Annotated in this window: 15 protein-coding genes; 8 read left to right on the top strand and 7 right to left on the bottom strand. The window is 66.2% G+C overall.

Going from position 1 to position 15,422, the window contains the following annotated elements; genetic code table 11:
• Positions 1-97: 97 nt before the first annotated feature.
• Positions 98-2,185: a molybdopterin-containing oxidoreductase family protein gene (locus VGN82_RS11180; protein ID WP_327527093.1), complete on the bottom strand. Its 2,088-nt coding sequence runs from the start codon at positions 2,183-2,185 to the stop codon at positions 98-100.
• Positions 2,186-2,391: 206 nt separating this feature from the next.
• Between VGN82_RS11180 and VGN82_RS11175 the strand changes: the two genes are divergently transcribed.
• Positions 2,392-3,237 carry a MipA/OmpV family protein gene (locus VGN82_RS11175; RefSeq protein ID WP_327527092.1) on the top strand — a complete coding sequence of 282 codons (846 nt, stop codon included), beginning with the start codon at positions 2,392-2,394 and terminating at the stop codon, positions 3,235-3,237.
• Positions 3,238-3,348: 111 nt separating this feature from the next.
• On the opposite strand, the gene ndk is transcribed toward VGN82_RS11175, so the two are convergent.
• Together ndk and VGN82_RS11165 are read right to left on the bottom strand one after the other, a co-directional pair.
• On the bottom strand, positions 3,349-3,771 hold the full coding sequence (ndk, locus tag VGN82_RS11170; protein WP_327527091.1) for a nucleoside-diphosphate kinase: 423 nt from the start codon (positions 3,769-3,771) through the stop codon (positions 3,349-3,351).
• Positions 3,772-3,875: 104 nt separating this feature from the next.
• The gene (locus VGN82_RS11165; protein WP_327527090.1) at positions 3,876-4,145 is read right to left on the bottom strand and encodes an SEL1-like repeat protein; all 270 of its coding nucleotides are present in this window, start codon (positions 4,143-4,145) and stop codon (positions 3,876-3,878) included.
• 357 nt (positions 4,146-4,502) lie between these two features.
• Between VGN82_RS11165 and VGN82_RS11160 the strand changes: the two genes are divergently transcribed.
• Entirely contained in the window at positions 4,503-4,901 is a 399-nt protein-coding gene (locus tag VGN82_RS11160) for a DUF2147 domain-containing protein (protein ID WP_327527089.1), read from the top strand.
• A gap of 485 nt (positions 4,902-5,386) precedes the next feature.
• Here the strand turns inward: VGN82_RS11160 and VGN82_RS11155 are convergent, their stop codons facing one another.
• The 3 genes from VGN82_RS11155 to VGN82_RS11145 all read right to left on the bottom strand — a co-directional run bounded on the left by VGN82_RS11155 (position 5,387) and on the right by VGN82_RS11145 (position 7,643).
• Complete coding sequence (locus VGN82_RS11155; protein WP_327527088.1) at positions 5,387-6,094, bottom strand: glutathione S-transferase N-terminal domain-containing protein; 708 nt, start codon at positions 6,092-6,094, stop codon at positions 5,387-5,389.
• Between the two features lie 138 nt (positions 6,095-6,232).
• Positions 6,233-6,721, bottom strand: a complete 489-nt coding sequence (locus VGN82_RS11150) for a GNAT family N-acetyltransferase (protein ID WP_327527087.1) — start codon at positions 6,719-6,721, stop codon at positions 6,233-6,235.
• A gap of 70 nt (positions 6,722-6,791) precedes the next feature.
• Positions 6,792-7,643, bottom strand: coding sequence for an NHL repeat-containing protein (locus tag VGN82_RS11145; RefSeq protein ID WP_327527086.1), 852 nt, complete (start codon positions 7,641-7,643; stop codon positions 6,792-6,794).
• A 210-nt stretch (positions 7,644-7,853) separates the two neighbouring features.
• Here VGN82_RS11145 and VGN82_RS11140 point away from each other — a divergent pair, with 210 nt between their 5' ends.
• Positions 7,854-8,885, top strand: coding sequence for an LLM class flavin-dependent oxidoreductase (locus VGN82_RS11140; RefSeq protein WP_327527085.1), 1,032 nt, complete (start codon positions 7,854-7,856; stop codon positions 8,883-8,885).
• Positions 8,886-8,928: 43 nt separating this feature from the next.
• On the opposite strand, the gene VGN82_RS11135 is transcribed toward VGN82_RS11140, so the two are convergent.
• Entirely contained in the window at positions 8,929-9,912 is a 984-nt protein-coding gene (locus VGN82_RS11135; protein ID WP_327527084.1) for a GlxA family transcriptional regulator, read from the bottom strand.
• Positions 9,913-10,033: 121 nt separating this feature from the next.
• Here VGN82_RS11135 and VGN82_RS11130 point away from each other — a divergent pair, with 121 nt between their 5' ends.
• From VGN82_RS11130 to VGN82_RS11110, 5 genes are all read left to right on the top strand, one after another.
• On the top strand, positions 10,034-10,864 hold the full coding sequence (locus VGN82_RS11130; RefSeq protein WP_327527083.1) for an alpha/beta fold hydrolase: 831 nt from the start codon (positions 10,034-10,036) through the stop codon (positions 10,862-10,864).
• A gap of 181 nt (positions 10,865-11,045) precedes the next feature.
• Positions 11,046-11,549, top strand: coding sequence for an invasion associated locus B family protein (locus VGN82_RS11125; RefSeq protein ID WP_327527082.1), 504 nt, complete (start codon positions 11,046-11,048; stop codon positions 11,547-11,549).
• 529 nt (positions 11,550-12,078) lie between these two features.
• Positions 12,079-12,234 carry a DUF1127 domain-containing protein gene (locus tag VGN82_RS11120; protein WP_158487384.1) on the top strand — a complete coding sequence of 52 codons (156 nt, stop codon included), beginning with the start codon at positions 12,079-12,081 and terminating at the stop codon, positions 12,232-12,234.
• A gap of 173 nt (positions 12,235-12,407) precedes the next feature.
• Positions 12,408-13,814: a methylenetetrahydrofolate--tRNA-(uracil(54)-C(5))-methyltransferase (FADH(2)-oxidizing) TrmFO gene (gene trmFO, locus VGN82_RS11115; RefSeq protein ID WP_327527081.1), complete on the top strand. Its 1,407-nt coding sequence runs from the start codon at positions 12,408-12,410 to the stop codon at positions 13,812-13,814.
• A gap of 255 nt (positions 13,815-14,069) precedes the next feature.
• Positions 14,070-15,383, top strand: a complete 1,314-nt coding sequence (locus tag VGN82_RS11110; RefSeq protein ID WP_327527080.1) for an MFS transporter — start codon at positions 14,070-14,072, stop codon at positions 15,381-15,383.
• Positions 15,384-15,422 lie beyond the last annotated feature (39 nt).

Here is a 15,422-nt window from a genome sequence, read left to right as displayed (position 1 = left end):
AAGGGCCATACTGCCGCCCAAACGTCAAGGGTCTGCGCGCGACCGGGGGTTGCGTCGCGGGAAGATGCCTAGAAAGCGCCGGTCGCGCCGCGTGCGCTCACGCCTTCTTGATCCAGACCTTGTTGTCGTGGAATGCAGCCCCGCCAAAGGGGGCGGGCCCGTCCGCCCCGGTAATGGTGTTGATGCCGCGCCCGTGCTTGTGAGCCGCATTGGGCCAGATCGATTCGGCGATGACGACGCCGCGGACGACGCCAGCAAACAGCACCGCGCTGAGATGCACGCTGCCGCGCGCGTTACCGACGACAACCTCGTCCCCGGCCGCGATGTCCAGGCGGGCAGCGTCCTCGGGATGCAGCATCAGCGTCGGGCCGACTTCCTTCTTCACCGAGCTCGGCGTCTCCGTGAAGGTCGAGTTGAGGAAGCTCCGGGCCGGGCTTGTTGCCAGACGGAAGGGATGCTCGGCGTCGACATTGTCGAGCACGTCCCAGTAGTCGGGCAGCGCCGGCATCTGCTGCCAGGGGCCGACACGGCCGGCATTGGGGTTTGGTACCTTCGGCCAGTCCGGCTTGAAGCGGAACTTGCGATCGCGATAGCCGAAGCCGTCGAGATAATGCGCCGTGCGAAAATCCGGCTGCACGTCGAGGAAATCATTCGCGATCAATTCGTCGAGCGTGCCGCGCCCGCTTTCGCGCAGCGTCCAGTCGACGAGCTCGCGCGGGCTCATCGCGAAGCCGCGATGCTCTGCGCCGAGACGCTTGGCCAGATCGCAGATCAGATCATGGTTCGAGCGGCATTCGCCGGCGGGCTCGATCAGCTTGCCGCCCCACATGATGTGCTGGTGGCCGCCGCCCTGGTAGATGTCGTCATGCTCCATGAACTGGGTCGCCGGCAGCACGATGTCGGCCATCTTCGCCGTCTCGGTCATGAACTGCTCATGCACGACGGTGAAGAGGTCGTCGCGGGCGAAGCCCTGCTTGACCAGCTCCTGCTCGGGCGCGACCGAAACCGGGTTGGTGTTCTGGATGAACAGCGCCTTCACCGGCCCGCCCTGCCGAAGTGCCTCGGCATCACCGGTCAGGATGCGCCCGATCTGCGACTGGTCGAGCTCACGGATGCGTGGATCGCGGACGTCGAGCCCCTCGATCAGGCTCTTGCGCCAGGCATAGATGCCGCTGTTGCTGTGGAAGGCGCCGCCGCCCTCATATTGCCAGGCGCCCGTCACCGTCGGCACGCAGAGCGCCGCATGCATCGAGACCGCGCCGTTGCGCTGGCGGGCGAAGCCGTAGCCGAGGCGGAAGAAGCTGTTCTTGCGCGTCCCGACGAGCGCGGCGAATTCCTCGATCTGCGCGACCGAAAGCCCGGTGATGGCCGCGGCCCATTCCGGCGTGCGGCTCTGCAGATGCGCTTCGAGCTCGTCCGGCGCATCCGTATGCGCGGCGAGATAGTCGCGGTCGGCATGGCCGTCGCGGAAGAGCACATGCATCACGGCGCAGGCCAGCGCCGCATCCGTGCCCGGCCGCAGCACCAGCGGCAGGTCGGCCTGGGCGAGCGTCGCATTGTGGTAGATGTCGATCGCGACGATCTTCGCGCCGCGCGTCTTCCGCGCCTTGATGGCGTGGTGCATCACATTGACCTGCGTGTGCACGGGATTCGTGCCCCAGATCACGATGCAGTCGGACTTCGCCATCTCGCGCGGATCAGGCCCGGCGAGGCGCCCCGTCCCGGCGATGAAGCCGGTCCAGGCCGTGGTCGTGCAGATCGTCGAATACTGGCCGGAATAGCGCTTGGCATGACGCAGGCGGTTGATGCCGTCGCGCATGACAAGCCCCATCGTGCCGGCATAGTAGTAGGGCCAGATGGAATCGGCGCCGTGCTCGGCCTCGATCGCCAGGAACCGGCGGGCGATCTCGTCCAGCGCCTCGTCCCAGGAGATGCGCTCGAATTCGCCCGAGCCCTTCGGCCCGGTCCGGCGCAGCGGATGCAGCAGGCGGTCGGGATGATGGATGCGCTCGGCGTAGCGCGCGACCTTCGCGCAGATCACGCCGTCCGTGTAGCTCTGGCGCTTGCTGCCCCGGACGCGGCCGATGCTGCGCCCGTCGATGACCTCGACCTCCAGCGAACAGGCGGAGGGGCAGTCATGCGGGCAAACCGACGGGCGGTGGGCGATGCGTGGCAGTTCGGTCATGCGCCTGTCGTAGAGCATGATTGGAAAAAGTGGAATGTGCGCAAGTCTCATCGCCCTCTGCGTGGCCGTCATCTTGCTTGATCGACAGGGCCGCCGGTCACCCGCGGCCTCCCGCCGCAGCCAGGCATCAACCTCGGGTTAATCCTAATGCTTCACTTTGCCCGCACCATTCGTGAGAGGCGCCTTTCGCGCTGGAGTTCAGTTTGATGCGTAGCGTTGCGTTCCTGGCGGGCCTGCTCGCCTGCCTTGTCTTGTCGTCGCCGGATCGAGCCCAGGCTCAGTCGCCCGACTACACCACCCTCACCTCGCCGCAGTCGGCCCAGAACTGGTACGTTACCCTCGGTGCCGGTGTCCGCTACCAGCCCGACTATACCGGCTCGGATGACTATGTGTTTCGGGCACGGCCGATCATCTCGCTGGGCCGAGGCCTGAAGAGCACCTGGTGGTCGGCCGAGGACGACGCGATGCTCAGCATCGGTGTCTTCTCCGGCCAGGGCTGGCGGGTCGGCTTCTCGGGCGACCTGCTCTGGAAGCGCAGTGCCGAAGTCAATCCGGCGCTCGTCGCAGTGCCCTCGACCAAGTTCGGCGCCGAGGCCGGCGGCTTCGTCGAATTCTACCCGACCTCCTGGCTGCGCGCCCGCGCCGATGTCCGCCGCGGCATCGTCGCCCATGACGGCGTCGTGGCCGACTTGAAGCTCGACGCCTTCACCACTGTCGGCGCCTGGACGCTCGGCGCCGGCCCGCGCATGCGGATCGCCTCGGCCGACTATGTCCGGACCTATTTCGGCACCGGCGGGGCCATGCCCGGCACGGGCGGTCTGCTGCAGCGCTTCAACACCGGCGTTCATTCGGTCGGCGCGCTGGCGCAGCTCACCTACAACTGGACCGACAACTTCAAGACGACGGCCTATGTCGAGTACAAGCGGCTCGTCGGCGACGCCACCCGCTCGCCGATCGTCAGGCCGTACGGCTCGCGCGACTCGATCACGATCGGCCTCTCGGCGAGCTACTCCTTCGACACGGGAACGAATTACTCCCTGGGCGGGCTCTGAGGCCCTGCTTCGGCATGGCCGGGCTCGCTCCCGGCCATGCCGGGTCCTCGACATGAAAAAGGCGGGCCGGAGACCGGCCCGCCTTCTGTGCTTTTCAGCAATCGGCTGAAATCAGCCGACGATCTCGTTGCCCGAGAAGAACTGGGCGATCTCGATCGCCGCCGTCTCCGGCGCGTCCGAGCCGTGCACCGTGTTCTCGCCGACCGACTCGGCGAAGAGCTTGCGGATGGTGCCTTCGGCGGCATTCGCCGGGTTGGTGGCGCCCATGACTTCGCGATACTTCGCGATGCCGTCCTCGCCTTCGAGAACCTGGACGACGACCGGGCCGGAGGTCATGAACTCGACGAGCTCGCCGAAGAAGGGGCGCGCCGAATGGACCGCATAGAAGGTCTCGGCCTGGCCCTTGGTCATCTGGATGCGCTTCTGCGCGACGATGCGCAGGCCGGCCTTCTCGATGACCGCGTTGACCGCGCCGGTGAGATTGCGCCGCGTCGCATCGGGCTTGAGAATGGAGAAGGTACGCTGAACAGCCATCGGTCGATCCTTGGGGAAATTCGGGGGAATGCGGCGCGCTTATAGCGGCGCCCTCCCTGCCCCACAAGGCTCGTCGGCGGAGGCGATTGCGCTTCCGGGGGCGCTCAGTGACGCGTCAGGAAGCTGCGGGCCTCGCGCAGCGCCTCGGCGATCTGGTCGCGCGTCATCTCGAGCGCCAGCTCCTGGCGGTGCGCCGCGGCGCGGCTGCAACCACGGGCCTGGGCGATGTTGAACCACTTCTGCGCCGCGACCAGGTCGACGGGGATGCCGCGGCCAGCCGCATGCATCAGGCCAAGTTCGTAATAGGCCTCGGCCGAAGCCTCGCTCGGGATCACCAGGGAAGCGGGGATCGCGCTCATTTCCATGCGTGCCATGACAACCACCCTCTGTCTTCGTTTCGTGCCGGCCACCCGTCCAAAGGCCCGGCTTGTTGAGGCAGAGATTGGCGGCGGCCCTTAAAAGCGCCGCTAAAATTCGCGATGAATCGAAACTCAACGAGAGATGAGCGAGCGGTTAAATCAACGCCCCGTTCATCCTCGGATTGAGAAAAGCGCAGTCTTTTCAATGGCTCTCGCGACGAATGTGACCGAGCGCGTTGACGGAGGATTCACCCTCCCTTGCGGAAGGAGGTGTCCACCCTGCCGCAAGGGCAGCTTGGAAAGCGTTACGCGCTCGGATATGGTTCATATCTAAACCATGCAACATAGCGTGGTCTGACAGGGAGGTATGCCATGCCTATCGGATCGAATGCTCGGCGAGCGTCACTGGCCGGGTTCGGCTTCATCGTCGTCGGGTTTGCATCGATCGGGCCCGCCGCGGCGCAGGATGTCGCCGGCACCTGGCAGCGCGATACCGGTGCCTCGCGCGTGCGCATCGCCAAATGCGGCGATGCGATGTGCGGCACGCTGACCTGGCTCAAGAAGACTGACGGGCCGGCCAAGGTCGGGCAGCGCATCCTCTACGACATGAAGCCGTCAGGCGACGGCAAATGGGCCGGCAGCGCCTTCAACCCCGAGGACGGCAAGACCTATTCCGGCACGATGACTCTGTCGGGCGACGCGCTGACGACCTCGGGCTGTGTGATGGGCGGGCTGATCTGCCGCTCGGTGAAGTGGGTGCGGGCGGACTGAGGGACCCGGCGGCGCGATTGACACGACGGGCGCGTGAAGCCCCTCCCGTCATTGGAAGGGGTTTGGGTCACAGCTCCCGCGAAAACTTATCCCCGCGCCACCGCCTCGTGCTTAAGCTCTTCCCGCTCCGCCCGACCAAGGGGGCTGTCGCGAGGCATCGTGCGGCCGGGCGGGGTTTGCGGGTTTCGTCGTCCCAGGCCGTTGCGGGCTCGAGGACGGTGGAGGCGCAGATCGCCATCGCGCAGGTGAGTCAGGCTGCGCGACCCGTGACACGGATAACCAGAAGGCGATCTGGCGGCATCAAAGACCTGCGCGCGGGGCGAGGTGGCGGCTGACGGCGCTGCTTCGACTTAAGACATTCGACATCGGCATCGGCACGCAGCCGTCGACTGCGACGCCACAACGCCCCGCGCATCCCCTCGGATACGCTTTCGCCCGAAACCCGGCGGCCATCAGGCCGCACGGGGCTATCGGCGCGTCCGGCCTCAGCGGGCTCTCTGTCCGAACAGGATCGCCTTCTCTTCGGGGGTGCTGATGCCGGCCGGGTTGCGCAGCGCCTCGCCGACCTTGATGCCGCGCATGACCGCCGGGCGCGCGAACATCGTCTCGAGCCAGCGCGCGACATGGGGGAACTGCTTGAGGTCCTGGCCCTGCTTCTCCCAGCCCTTGGCCCAGCCGATGCAGGCCATGTCGGCGATCGAATAGTCGCCGCAGATATAGTTGCGGCCTTCCAGGCGCTTGTTCAGCACGCCGTAGAGCCGGTTCGCCTCGTTGGTGTAGCGATCGACGGCGTAGGGGATCTTCTCGGGCGCATAGAGCCGGAAGTGATGCGTCTGGCCGAGCATCGGCCCGAAGCCGCCCATCTGCCAGAACAGCCATTCATCCACCGCGACGCGGGCGCGCTCATCCGCCGGATAGAACTGCCCGGTCTTGCGCCCGAGATATTGCAGGATCGCGCCGGATTCGAAGACCGAGATCGGCCTCCCGTCCGGCCCTTCCGGGTCGATGATCGCCGGCATGCGGTTGTTCGGCGAGATCGCCAGGAACTCCGGCTTGAACTGGTCGCCCTTGCCGATGTTCACCGGCACGATGGTGTAGGGCAGCCCGCACTCCTCCAGCATGATGGTGATCTTCCACCCGTTCGGGGTGGGCCAGTAGTAGAGGTCGATCGGCTTGGTCTGGCTGGCGGACATGCTTCGCTTCCGGTCACGGTGCAGACAATGGAGAGCGACTTGTAGGCTTCTTCGTCAGCGCGAGAAAGAGCGTCCGAATTCGCGCCACGCAGCCTCGTCATGCCGTGGATATAGGTGCAAAAGCGGCTGAAACCTGTCTCAGAGCACCATCTTGAAGCCTTCGTGGCTCTGCTCGAAACCGAGCCGGACATAGAAGCGGTGGGCGTCGCCGCGCGCCTTGTTCGAGGTCAGCTCGGCTATTCCGGCCCCGTTCTCACGCGCGAAAGTGAGCGCGTGCGCGACCATCAGTGCGCCGATGCCCTGCCCGCGCCGCTCCGGCGCGACATGGACGCTCTCGAACTTGGCGCGCATCCGCCCGCGCGCGATCAGCCCCGGGATCAGCGTGACCTGGATCGTGCCGATCACCGCGCCTTCCTCCTCCGCAACGAACAACGCGCTGTGCGTGGAGGCGTCGATCGCCAGGAAGGCGTCGAGATAGCTCGGATGCGCGGCCTCGACCGCAATCTCCTCCCGCGTCAGCTGCGGCTGCGGCGAGCCCAGCATGATCAGGGTCGCGATGCGGGCGACATCGTCGCGGCTGGCGCGGCGGAGCACGATGCCGACGGTCGCGGCGTTGACGGTGGTCATCGGGTTCGCTCCCCTTCGGTCGCACGATGGCAAGTCCTCCCCGCCCCAGGCGCGGGGAGGTGCGGGCTGCTCAGTCCAGGAGCCGCAAGCGCGTCAGCCGGCTCGGGCTACTCTCGGCCAGGAGGATGTCGCCGCCGGGCATGCCGTAGATTCCGTGTGCGCCCATCAGGAAGGGCCGGCAGCGGCCGACCTTCTCGCCATTCGGGCCGATCTTCTGGAGGGTCGGCTGGGTATCGGTCACATAGGTGTTGCCGTCCGCGTCGCCCCAGATCGCCACCGGATCGTGGAAATGGGTCCAGTTCCCGAGGTGATTGCCGTTGCGGTCGAAGATCTGGACACGGTGATGCGCGCGGTCGACGACGAGAACGCGGCCATCGGCATGCGTCCAGATCGCATGCGGCCAGCCGAACTGACCATCGCCGCAGCCCTGCTCGCCCCAACTCTGGATGTGGACGCCATAGGCCGAGAAGCGGTGGATCCGGCTCGCGGCATAGCCGTCGGCGACATAGATGTCGCCCCAGTCCGAGACATGCACGTCGGTCGGATGGTTGAAGGGCGCCAGCGGCTCGCCGCGCTGGCCGAGCCCGCTGATGCGCTCGCCGGCCGCCGAGCAGATGATGACCTCGTGCATGTCGCGGTCGACGCAGAGGATGCGCCCGGCTGCGTCCGCCGTGAGCATGTGCGAATCCGCGATCAGTTCGCCTCCCCAGCCGCCGAGATACTCGCCCTCGGGCGACAGCTCGATCACGCGGGGATCGTTCGGCTGGGTCAGCGGGTCGTGCCGCAGCATGACGAAGATGTGCCCCCGGGAATCGACCGTGACATCGGTGACGAAGCCCGCGTTCTGCGGCCAGGAGCCAAACGGCCGCTCGACAAGGTACCGGGCGTCGCCCAGGGCGACGATGAGTTCGGGAGTGGGCAAGGCGTTCCTCGTTCGATCGATCAGGCGCAGGCCGGGAATCCAGCATAGGCCCTATACCGCAAAATCACTTCCGGATCGGCCGCTCATCGCCATGTCCGGATGGCATGCCCGCCGCACACCATCGCGTGACCGGTGTCGTCAGCGGGCACGGAAGGGGGTACCAGCCCTGCCCGACGCCAGCCCACGCCCATTTCGCCATCGGAACATGCCATGTCTGACACTCTTGAACTCGGCCTCGACACCTTCGGCGATGTCACATCCGGGGCCGACGGCAATCTGCTGCCGCATGCGCAGGTGATCAGGAATCTCGTCGACGAGGCCGTGCTCGCCGACAGTCTCGGCATCGATTTCTTCGGCGTCGGCGAACATCATCGTGCCGATTTCGCAATATCCACCCCCGAGACGGTGCTTGCAGCCATCGCGGCGAAGACCAGCCGCATTCGGCTCGGCTCGGCGGTGACGGTGCTGAGCTCGGACGATCCGATCCGGGTCTTCCAGCGCTTCTCGACGGTGGACGCCATCTCGAACGGGCGCGCCGAGGTGATCCTGGGGCGCGGCTCCTTCACCGAATCCTTTCCGCTCTTCGGCTTTGATCTCAGCCAGTACGAGACCTTGTTCGCCGAGAAGCTCGATCTCTTCGCGGCGTTGGTCAGCCAGGAATCCGTGACTTGGCAGGGTACGATCCGCCCTCCCCTCAAGAATCAGCGGGTCTTCCCGCCGATCGAGACCGGCCGCCTGCGGACCTGGATCGGCGTCGGCGGCAGTCCTGAATCGGTCGTCCGCGCGGCCCGCTACGGGCTGCCGCTGATGCTCGCCATCATCGGCGGCGACCCCGCCCGTTTCACGCCTTACGCCGATCTCTTCCGGCGCGCCTTCGCGCAGCTCGGCGAGCCGGTGCAGCCGATCGGCGTGCATTCTCCGGGCTTTGTCGGCGAAAGCGACGAGCAGGCGCGCGAGGCCTTCTTCGCCGACTACAAACGCATGCGCGACCGCATCGGCGCCGAACGCGGCTGGCCGCCGATGGGCCGCGACGAGTTCGAGCGCGAGGTCGAGCACGGCTCGCTCTATGTCGGCTCGCCCGAAACCGTGGCACGCAAGATCGCGGCGACGGTCAAGACGCTCGGCCTCTCGCGCTTCCAGATGAAGTACAGCGCCGGTCCCCTCTCGCATGAGAAGATGCTCAGCAGCATCGCGCTCTATGGCGAGAAGGTCATCCCGCTGGTGCGCGACATGCTGACCTGACGGCAGGCCGCCTGCCTGCAGGACTGCGCCTGATCCTGACGGTTCAGGCCGCGACGCCGAAGCGGTTGCGGTAATCGCCCGGCGACAGCCCGGTGATGCGCTGGAACAGCTTGCGGAAGGCGGCGGCATCGCCATAGCCGACCTCCCAGGCGATCTGAGCTACCGGGCGCTTGCTCAGTTCGAGCGCCTCGCGCGCCTTCGCGATCCGGATCTGCTGGGCGTATTCGGTCGGGCGCAGGCCGGTCGCCTTGCGGAAGCGCCGCAGGAAGGTGCGCTCCTCGAGCCCTGCCCGCTTCGCCAGTGCCGGAACGGCATGATCCTTGGCGCCCGTCGCCTGGAGCCAGTGTTGCACCTTCAGGATCGCGGCATCGCCATGGTCCAGCCGCGGCACGAACGCACCGTAGGGTCGCTGCGTGCGCCCCGGCGGATCGACGAGCAGGAAGCGCGCCGTCGCGAGCATGACGCTCGGCCCCAGCAGGCGTTCGACGAGCGTCAGGCCGAGATCGGTCCAGGCCAGGATACCTCCGGCCGTGATGATGTCGCCATCATCGATGACCATGCGGTCGGTCTCGACGCGAATGGCGGGAAAGCGCTCGGCGAGCGCTTCGGCGAAGGCCCAGTGCGTCGTTGCCGGGCGTCCTTCGAGGAGGCCTGTCTCGCCGAGCACGAAGGCCCCGGCGCAGACCGAGCAGAGTGTCGTGCCCTCGGCATGGCGCGCCGCCATCCAGCTCGCGAAGCCCTGCATCGGCTGCATCTTGCCGGGCTTGATCAGGCTCGGCGGCGCGATCAGATGGCCGGGCTTGTGCGGCGATCCCGGATGGCTGTCGAAACTGCGCTCGATGCCCGTGCCGTGCTCCGCCTGTCGCCAGTGGCAAACCCGGATCACCGGTGCCTCGGGGCCGCCGCATGCCACGCTCATCTCGCCGGCGATCCGGAACAGATCGGTCAATCCATAGACCGCCGCTAGCTGAACGTCGGGATATTGGATGATCCCGATTTCGGCGATGATCGTCGGGGCTGTCGTCATCTTGTCAGTTTTGCCGCTGCACAATGTCGGTTCCGCCAAGCGCCAGCATGAAGCAGCAAGCCTACAACGTCCACATCGAAGGGCGACGCTCCTGCCGCCCGGAAGCCAAGGGGATACGATGATGAGCACGATCACCACCAAGGACGGCACCGAGATCTTCTACAAGGATTGGGGTTCCAAGAGCGCGCAGCCGATCGTGTTCCATCATGGCTGGCCGCTCAGCGCCGACGACTGGGACAACCAGATGCTCTACTTCCTCGACAAGGGCTTCCGGGTGATCGCTCATGACCGCCGCGGCCATGGCCGCTCGACCCAGACGGCGACCGGCAACGAGATGGACACCTACGCCGCCGACGTCGCCGAGCTCGTCGCCGCGCTCGACCTGAAAAACGCCATCCATATCGGCCATTCGACCGGCGGCGGCGAAGTCGCCCATTATGTCGCCCGCGCCGAGAAGGGTCGCGTCGCCAAGGCCGTGCTGATCGGCGCCGTGCCACCGGTGATGGTCAAGTCGGAGAAGAACCCCGGCGGCCTGCCGATCGAGCTGTTCGACGGCTTCCGCGCCGCACTCGTCGCCAACCGCGCGCAGTTCTATGTCGACGTGCCGGCAGGCCCCTTCTACGGCTTCAACCGCGATGGCGCGAAGGTCTCGCAGGGCGTCATCGACAACTGGTGGCGCCAGGGCATGATGGGCGGCACCAAGGCACATTACGACTGCATCAAGGCCTTCTCGGAGACCGACTTCACCGAGGACCTCAAGGCGATCGACGTCCCCGTGCTGGTCATGCATGGCGACGACGACCAGATCGTCCCGATCGCCGACTCGGCCCTGCTCGCGGTCAAGCTGCTGAAGAAGGGCACGCTGAAGGTCTATGAGGGCCTGCCGCACGGCATGTGCACCACTCATCCCGACGTGGTGAACCCCGACCTGCTCGCCTTCATCAAGGGCTGAGCGCCCTGAAGATCGCGACGCGACACCGGCCGGCTACCTTGTGGCCGGCCGTTTTGTTGTCGCGCTCCGGCAAGGCGACGTCCTCCACCAGCCTGCGCCCTGGTGCCGCAGGGCCGCGCCGCGGTCATGCCTCGTTAACCCTTTCTTTCCACCCTGCCCGCTTCGGACGAAAGGAGACGATATGACCAACCTCGCCCCCCGCGCCGCCTGCGCCCTGCTTGCCCTCGTCGCAACGGTGCCGGCGCTGGCCGCCCCGGCGACGCCGCTCGGCAGCTTCGGCAGCTGGAACGCGGCAGCCTATGGCGCCGGTGCGGAGCGCCGCTGCTACATCCTCGCGACGCCCGCCACCGCCGAGCCTTCGACGCTGCGCCATGGCGACGTGCACTTCTTCGTGCAGACGAGCGACGGAGCCCAGGCGACGGAATCGAGCCTGCAGGCCGGCTACGACTTCGCCAGCGGCTCGGAGATCACGCTGACGATCGGCGACGAGAGCTTCCACATGGTGACGCAGGGCAGCAATGCCTGGCTGCGCCGGCTCGAGCGCGAGCCGGAGCTGCTCGCCGCGATGCGGGCCGGACGCGAGATGGAGGTGGAAGCGCGCTCCGCACGCGGCAACCAGACCAGCTACACCTTCTCGCTCGCCGGCGTGACCGCGGCCTCGAAGCTGCTCACAAGCTGCGACTGACCGCCTGACCTGATGCCGCGGCGCTGGCCGCTGCGGCATCAGGCACCATTGCTGCACCACCAGCAGGCCTGCGCACGGATCGGCAGGGCATGTGCGGACCGGCATCACGCTCTCCGCAGCCACGTGAGAGCAGCCAGGGGGACCAACCCTTCATTAACCACACCCTCATTCGGCGCACCAAGAGCGCAACGCCCCGAATCGAGCCGATTCGGGCTCGCCAGAGCCGTTGAAGGCCGCTCGGGTGCCTGAATCGCCCATCCGAAGGGCAGCCGATCTTCTCTTTTCGCAGTCGCGAGATGATTTGCCCATTCGCGAGGCAGATTTCAGTCGAATCTTACCGATCCGTTAACCGCTCAGCGCGGGCAAAACACCAAAAATGACAGCATTGGCGCCGGTTCATGCACCCATCGCATAACGGAACTGACAAACGGCCCCTATTTGGGCAGGCATGGCTGACTTATATGCAGTGCACAACGAATTCATCGCTGTGGGCACCGACCCGCTCCGGAACTCAAACAGGACTGCCACAATGTTCGTCACCATGATCGCCGCCAAGATCCGCTCTTACCTGCGCTACCGCGAGACCGTTCGCGAGCTCTCCCGTCTGACCGACCGCGAGCTCGACGATCTCGGCCTGTCGCGCTCGGAAATCGCCTTCGTCGCGCGCAGCCACGCTGCCGTCTGAAGGCGTCGCGCTCCGCAAGCGGGCGCGGCTACAAGTAGTATCTCCTGGACTCGCGTTCCCCTCCCTCGCGAAGACCGGTTGTAGAGCGAATGCCCGCCCCCCGGCGGGCATTTTGCGTTTCTGGCCCCTGTCTCACTTGACGTTCCGGGCCGCGGCGGACACATCCGCAGGCTATGGAACCCGTTCACATCATCGGCGGCGGTCTCGCCGGCTCCGAAGCCGCCTGGCAAATCGCCCAGGCCGGCGTCCCCGTCGTTCTCCACGAGATGCGCCCCGTCCGCGGCACCGATGCCCACAAGACAGAAGGCCTCGCCGAGCTCGTCTGCTCCAACTCGTTCCGCTCCGACGATTCGCTCAGCAACGCGGTCGGCCAGCTTCATTGGGAGATGCGCCGGCTCGATTCGCTGATCATGGCCAAGGGCGACGCGCACCAGGTTCCGGCTGGCGGCGCGCTGGCCGTCGATCGCGACGGCTTTTCGCAAAGCGTGACGGCCGCACTCGAGGCGCATCCGCTCGTGACGATCGACCGCGGCGAGATCGCGGGCCTGCCGCCTGCGGAATGGGACAAGGTCATCATTGCCACCGGCCCCCTCACCTCGCCGGCGCTGGCTCAGGGTATCCAGTCGCTCACCGGAGAGGATTCGCTCGCCTTCTTCGACGCCATTGCGCCGATCGTCCATTTCGACTCGATCGATATGGACCAGGCCTGGTTCCAGTCGCGCTACGACAAGGCCGGCCCCGGTGGCACAGGCGCCGACTACATCAACTGCCCGCTCGACCGCGACCAGTACGAGGCCTTCATCGACGCGCTGCTCGCGGCCGAGAAGACCGAGTTCAAGGAGTGGGAGGGCACGCCCTATTTCGACGGCTGCCTGCCGATCGAGGTCATGGCCGAGCGCGGCCGCGAGACGCTGCGCTGGGGCCCGATGAAGCCCGTCGGCCTGACCAACAAGCACAACCCGACGGTCAAGGCCTATGCCGTGGTCCAGCTACGGCAGGACAATGCGCTCGGCACCCTGTTCAACATGACAGGCTTCCAGACCAAGCTGAAATACGGCGAGCAGGCCGCGATCTTCCGGATGATCCCCGGCCTCCAGAACGCCGAATTCGCCCGCCTCGGCGGCATCCACCGCAACACCTACCTCAACTCGCCGAAGCTGCTCGACGAGCGCCTGCGGCTGAAGGCTGAGCCGCGCCTGCGCTTCGCCGGCCAGATCACCGGCTGCGAGGGCTATGTCGAGAGCGCCGCGATCGGCCTGCTCAGCGGGCGCATGGCAGCCGCCGAGCGTCTCGGCCGCGAGCTCGACCTGCCCCCGGCGACGACGGCGCTTGGCGCGCTCGTCAACCACATCACGGGCGGCCACATCGTCACCATCGACGAGGGGCCGCGCTCCTTCCAGCCGATGAACATCAATTTCGGCCTGTTTCCCCATATCGAGGGCCAGGCCACGCACGGCCCCGACGGCAAGAAGCTGAAGGGCCCCGCCAAGAGCGTCGCGCGCAAGCATGCGCTCACGGCACGTGCCAAGGCGGACATGGAAAGCTGGGCCGGTGGCAAGGCTTCCGAGGCTGCGGAATAGTCGATCCCACCGGATCGTGAACACGCATACGACTAAAGTCGAATAAACCCATAATAGCTCTTCAAACGCGCTGAATCAGGGCGCGTTTTGACTGTGTTTCACGGTTAAACGTCGATTCTGAGCGTTTTGTCTTCATTTCTCTGACCCATGGTCAGCGCCTTTATGCATGCCGCAATGCAGCAAGCATCGTGGCCGGGGGCGCTCCAGTCGATTACCGATCCTCGATCAGAAGATTGTCGAGGAACGACCGACGACATGATGAATGTCCATGCCGAGACGCGTCCGGCTGCGAAAGACGCGAATATCCGCAAGGCGGTGACCGCCGCCACCGTCGGCACCGTGATCGAGTGGTACGACTACGCCCTCTACGGCGCCGCCTCCGGCCTGATCATCAACAAGCTCTTTTTCCCGAACCTGTCGCCGAGCACCGGCGTGCTGGCCGCCTTCGCGACATTTGCCGTCGGTTACTTCGCCCGGCCGGTCGGCGGCATCGTGATCTCCCATATCGGCGACAAGTTCGGCCGCAAGCCGGCGCTGATCCTGACCATTGCGCTGATGGGCGCCGCGACCGTGCTGATGGGCCTGCTCCCGACCTATCAGAGCATCGGCATCATGGCGCCGGTCCTGCTCGTCATCATGCGTCTGATCCAGGGCTTCGGCGCCGGTGCCGAGCTGGCCGGCGCGATGGTGCTGGTCGCGGAATATGCACCAGCCAACAAGCGCGCCTTCTACACCGGACTGCCGAATGCGGCGACGCTGGTCGGCATCATGCTCGCGACCCTGTCCTTCCTCGGCATCTCCTATCTACCGGAAGAAGTGCTGCTCGGCTGGGCCTGGCGCGTGCCCTTCCTGCTCTCGGGCGTGCTGTTCCTGGTGGCGCTCTATATCCGCAAGCATCTCGACGAGACGCCGGAATATGTCGCGGCCATGGCCCGCGCCGAGGCCAAGAAGCATGAGCAGTCCGTTCCGCTCGGCGAGCTCTTCCTCAACAGTCCGAAGGAAGTCCTCTTCGGCTTCCTGTCGGTAACGGCTCACAACGCCAACGCCTATATCCTCAGCGCCTTCTCGCTGAGCTACATGACCAACACCGTCGGCATGACCCGCACGGATGGCCTGATCGCGGTCACCATCGGCTCGCTCTTCGGCATCGTCGGTGTCGGCTTCATGGGCGTCCTCGCCGACAAGATCGGCTCGGCAACGGTCTATATCTTCGGCGCGCTCGTCATTGCCGCACTCGCCTTCCCGCTGTTCTGGATGTTCGACACCGGCAGCCTGCTCTGGTGCACGGTCGGCATCGCGCTCGGCTACGGCCTCGGCTTCGGCTCGACCGCCGGCGCACAGGGCGCCTTCCTGACCAATCTCTACCCGACGCGCTACCGCTTCTCGGGACTGGCAATGTCGCGTGAGTTGAACGGCGTGCTGGTGGCGGGGCCGACGCCCTTCATCGCGCAGGCACTCGTCGGCTGGGCCGGCGGCAGCCCGGTCTATGTCTCCGCCTACATCGTCGCCTGCTGCGCGCTCTCGATCTTCGCCATCCTGGTGATCAAGAGCCGCTCGATCCACGTCTGAGCGCCACCGGCCTCCGCAACAGAAAGCCCCCGGTCTCGG

Source organism: Allobosea sp. (genome assembly GCF_035999205.1).
GTDB lineage: Bacteria > Pseudomonadota > Alphaproteobacteria > Rhizobiales > Beijerinckiaceae > Allobosea.
This window is presented reverse-complemented; position numbering and strand designations above follow the sequence as displayed.

Excerpts from the sequence above, each read along its gene's own strand:
- VGN82_RS11180 (WP_327527093.1), bottom strand. The coding sequence starts at position 2,185 with ATGACCGAACTGCCACGCATCGCCCACCGCCCGTCGGTTTGCCCGCAT.
- VGN82_RS11175 (WP_327527092.1), top strand. The coding sequence starts at position 2,392 with ATGCGTAGCGTTGCGTTCCTGGCGGGCCTGCTCGCCTGCCTTGTCTTG.
- ndk (WP_327527091.1), bottom strand. The coding sequence starts at position 3,771 with ATGGCTGTTCAGCGTACCTTCTCCATTCTCAAGCCCGATGCGACGCGG.
- VGN82_RS11165 (WP_327527090.1), bottom strand. The coding sequence starts at position 4,145 with ATGGCACGCATGGAAATGAGCGCGATCCCCGCTTCCCTGGTGATCCCG.
- VGN82_RS11160 (WP_327527089.1), top strand. The coding sequence starts at position 4,503 with ATGCCTATCGGATCGAATGCTCGGCGAGCGTCACTGGCCGGGTTCGGC.
- VGN82_RS11155 (WP_327527088.1), bottom strand. The coding sequence starts at position 6,094 with ATGTCCGCCAGCCAGACCAAGCCGATCGACCTCTACTACTGGCCCACC.
- VGN82_RS11150 (WP_327527087.1), bottom strand. The coding sequence starts at position 6,721 with ATGACCACCGTCAACGCCGCGACCGTCGGCATCGTGCTCCGCCGCGCC.
- VGN82_RS11140 (WP_327527085.1), top strand. The coding sequence starts at position 7,854 with ATGTCTGACACTCTTGAACTCGGCCTCGACACCTTCGGCGATGTCACA.
- VGN82_RS11135 (WP_327527084.1), bottom strand. The coding sequence starts at position 9,912 with ATGACGACAGCCCCGACGATCATCGCCGAAATCGGGATCATCCAATAT.
- VGN82_RS11130 (WP_327527083.1), top strand. The coding sequence starts at position 10,034 with ATGAGCACGATCACCACCAAGGACGGCACCGAGATCTTCTACAAGGAT.
- VGN82_RS11125 (WP_327527082.1), top strand. The coding sequence starts at position 11,046 with ATGACCAACCTCGCCCCCCGCGCCGCCTGCGCCCTGCTTGCCCTCGTC.
- VGN82_RS11120 (WP_158487384.1), top strand. The coding sequence starts at position 12,079 with ATGTTCGTCACCATGATCGCCGCCAAGATCCGCTCTTACCTGCGCTAC.
- trmFO (WP_327527081.1), top strand. The coding sequence starts at position 12,408 with ATGGAACCCGTTCACATCATCGGCGGCGGTCTCGCCGGCTCCGAAGCC.
- VGN82_RS11110 (WP_327527080.1), top strand. The coding sequence starts at position 14,070 with ATGATGAATGTCCATGCCGAGACGCGTCCGGCTGCGAAAGACGCGAAT.